Here is a 3365-nt window from a genome sequence, read left to right as displayed (position 1 = left end):
AGTGTGGCCTGCGCACTGGTCGACACATCCACCGGGTACCATAGGCCGTGTTGTTTCAGCGCGGCGTTCAGGTGGTCCAGCACAATGCCGGGCTCCACCTCTGCGGTGCGCTGTTCGGGGTTCACCGCCAGGATGTTGCGCACATGCTTGGCGTAGTCAATGACCAGGCCGGTGCCCACGGTTTGCCCGCACTGGCTGGTGCCGCCGCCCCGCGGCACGATGGGCACCTGCATGTCGCGGCAGATGTCCAGCGCGGCCTTCACGTCGTCGGCTGTGCGCGGCACAAACACACCCACGGGCATGACCTGGTAGATGGAGGCATCGGTGGCGTAGCGGCCCCGGTCGGCCGGTGAAAACAGCACTTCGCCTTCTGTTTCGGCGGCCAGCCGCGCTGCCAGCCGGCCGGCCACTTCATTGCTGATGCGGGCTACGCTGTCATAGGCATGGGCTGCAGCCTGCCGGGAAATCTTGAGGGGGAGGGGAGCGTTCATCGCGGGCGATTGCTGTGTGATTTGCTATGTAGGGTTAAGGCGGGCCCTGAAGCCAGGTACGGCTCAGACTACAGCTTACGCCCTGGAGGGCGTGTTGGCAGGCGACGCCGAGGCGCGCAATTGCTGGACCACGACTTCGCGCTTGCTGGCCAGGTGGCCCAGCAGCACCTTGCGCATGGCGGCGGTGTCGCGCGCAGCCAGCGCCTCAATCATCAGCTCGTGTTCCTTCACGGCTGATTTCCATTTTTCTTCGTCCTGGTTGGAGCGAAAGCGCAGTGCCTGCAGCCGTGCGTTGACCTGCCGGTAGGTGGTGGTGAGCACCGGGTTCTTGGCTGCCGCGTTGATGGCGCTGTGGATGGCGGAGTTCAGCCGGTAATAGTTGGGCAGGTCGCGCCGCGTGTAAGCCGCCAGCATTTCAAAGTGCATGGCCTTGATTTCGGCCAGCTCGTCGTCGGTGATGCGCTGCGCGGCGAGCTCGCCGGATTGCGCCTCCAGCCCGGCCATGACCTCGAAGGTGTTCAGCACGTCGGCTTCGGTCAGCTCCACGGCGATGGCCCCGCGGTTGGGCAAAAGCTCGACCAGTCCCTCTGCGGCCAGCATCTTGATGGCCTCGCGCAGCGGCGTGCGCGAGACGTTCAAGACCTCGCTCAGCTCGCGTTCATTGAGCTTGGCGCCAGGCTGAATGCGGTTTTCCACCAGCATCTGGCGCAGGCGGTGTGCCACCTGTTCGTGAAGGGCGGCGCGGGGGATGGGAATGATTTCGGCAGCCATGAGCAAATTTTGTATGCAAAAAATGAGGGTGTCAAATCAATTTGTAACCCTTTGATCTATTGACAAATGAATTTTGTATGCAAAAAATAGCGTTCTACTTCTGGAGCTTTCCGCCATGTTGACGCTTGACTTTCACCCCACCGGACGTCACTTCCTGCAAATTCCCGGCCCGTCGCCGGTGCCGGACCGCGTGCTTCGGGCGATGAGCCTGCCGACCATCGACCACCGCGGTCCTGAATTTGCGGCGCTGGGGTTGAAGGTGCTGGCCGATATCAGGAAGATATTCCAGACCCGGCAGCCTGTCATCATCTATCCGGCCTCAGGAACCGGCGCCTGGGAAGCCGCGCTGTCCAACACACTGAACGCCGGCGACCATGTGCTGATGTACGAAACCGGCCATTTTGCTGCGCTGTGGCAAAAGCTGGCCGCACGCCTGGGCCTCAAGACCGAAGTCATCGGCTACCCCGGCGCCGACGTCTGGCGCCATGGCGTCCAGGCCCATCTGATTGAAGAGCGCCTGAAGGCCGACACCCAGCACAGCATCAAGGCCGTCTGCGTGGTGCACAACGAAACCTCCACTGGCGTGACCAGCGACATTGCCGCTGTGCGCAAGGCGATTGACGCCGCCAGACACCCGGCACTGCTGCTGGTCGACACCATTTCGGGCCTGGCCTCGGCCGATTACCGCCACGATGAGTGGGGCGTTGACGTCAGCATCAGCGGTTCGCAAAAAGGYCTGATGCTGCCGCCCGGCATCAGCTTCAACGCTGTGTCGGCCAAAGCCATCGAAGCCAGTCAAAAAGCCACGCTGCCCAAGGCCTTCTGGGCCTGGGACGAAATCATCGAGATGAACAAGACCGGCTACTGGCCGTCCACCCCCAACACCAACCTGCTGTACGCCCTGAGTGAAGCCTGCGACATGCTGCTGGAGCACGGCCTGGAAGCCGTGTTCGCGCGCCACCAGCGCTGGGCTGCCGGCGTGCGTGCGGCGGTCAAGGCCTGGGGCCTGCAGATCCAGTGCGCCGATGCGGCCGTGTATTCGCCGGTGCTGACCGGCGTGATGACACCCGAAGGCATTGACGCCGACGCAGTGCGCAAGATCATTTACGAGCGCTTTGACTGCTCGCTGGGCACCGGCCTGGGCAAGGTCAAAGGCAAGATGTTCCGTATCGGCCACCTGGGTGACTGCAACGACCTCACGCTGATGGCGGCGCTGAGCGGCTGCGAAATGGGGCTGAAACTTGCGGGTGTCAAGCTCGCGGGATCGGGTGTGCAAGCCGCCATGGACCATTTTTCCAGCCACGCGGCGGTCGTGCCGCAGCGCAAGGCGGCCTGATCACCGGCTGCGCTGGGGGCGCAAGGGTGTGACGTCAAACGGTCATCAAATTTCAATAAATTACCGAATCAAAAAGGGAAACCATGCAACGCAGAACCTTTATCAGCGCGACGGCGGCCACAGCCGCCATGGTGGCGTCACCCATGCTCAGGGCCCAGACGCTGCCCGCGGGGCCGGTGCGCATTGTCGTGGGCTTCCCGCCCGGCGGCGGCACCGACGCACTAGCGCGCGTGGTGGGCCAGAAGCTGTCCACCATGTGGAATACCTCGGTCATCATTGAAAACAAGGGCGGCGCCGCCGGCGTGATTGCCGCCGACTACGTGGCCAAGCAGGCCGGTGACGGCAACACCTTGCTGATGGCCCACATCAACAGCCACGCGTTGGCGCCGGCAATGGGCCTGAAGCTGAACTACAACGCCGACCGCGACTTTGTACCCATCAGCATGGTCGGTGTCACGCCCAACATGCTGATCTGCAATGCCGACCAGCCCGCCAAAAATGTGAAAGACCTTGTGGCGCTATGCAAGGCCAAGCCAGGCCAGATCAGCTTTGCTTCGGCCGGCGGTGGTTCGGCCCAGCACTTTGCGCTGGAGATGTTCAAGCTTCAGGCGAAGATTTTTGCGCTGCACATTCCTTACCGCGGTTCCGGCCCGGCACTGGTCGACCTGATCGGCGGGCAGGTCAACTACTGCTTTGAAACCATGACTTCTGCCACACCGCACGTCAAAAGCGGCAAGGCCATTGCGATTGCGCAGACGCGCCTGAAG

At 62.6% G+C, this 3365-nt stretch carries 4 protein-coding genes; 2 read left to right on the top strand and 2 right to left on the bottom strand.

All coding sequences use genetic code 11. From position 1 onward, the window contains the following. Together AC1D0Z_RS18210 and AC1D0Z_RS18205 are read right to left on the bottom strand one after the other, a co-directional pair. The coding region (locus AC1D0Z_RS18210) for an FAD-binding oxidoreductase (RefSeq protein ID WP_477659607.1) at positions 1 to 491 on the bottom strand (491 nt) is incomplete at its 3' end. Positions 492 to 566: 75 nt separating this feature from the next. Then, positions 567 to 1262 carry a GntR family transcriptional regulator gene (locus AC1D0Z_RS18205; RefSeq protein ID WP_477659606.1) on the bottom strand — a complete coding sequence of 232 codons (696 nt, stop codon included), beginning with the start codon at positions 1260 to 1262 and terminating at the stop codon, positions 567 to 569. Between the two features lie 115 nt (positions 1263 to 1377). On the opposite strand from AC1D0Z_RS18205, the gene AC1D0Z_RS18200 reads away from it, so the two are divergent. Continuing rightward, entirely contained in the window at positions 1378 to 2598 is a 1221-nt protein-coding gene (locus AC1D0Z_RS18200; protein WP_477659605.1) for a pyridoxal-phosphate-dependent aminotransferase family protein, read from the top strand. A gap of 83 nt (positions 2599 to 2681) precedes the next feature. After that, positions 2682 to 3365: Bug family tripartite tricarboxylate transporter substrate binding protein (locus tag AC1D0Z_RS18195; protein WP_477659604.1), on the top strand; the 684-nt coding region annotated here is incomplete at its 3' end.

Source organism: Polaromonas sp. P1_E3 (assembly GCF_056405935.1).
Note: the sequence above shows the minus strand (reverse complement) of the source record. Positions and strands in the feature narration are given on the sequence as shown.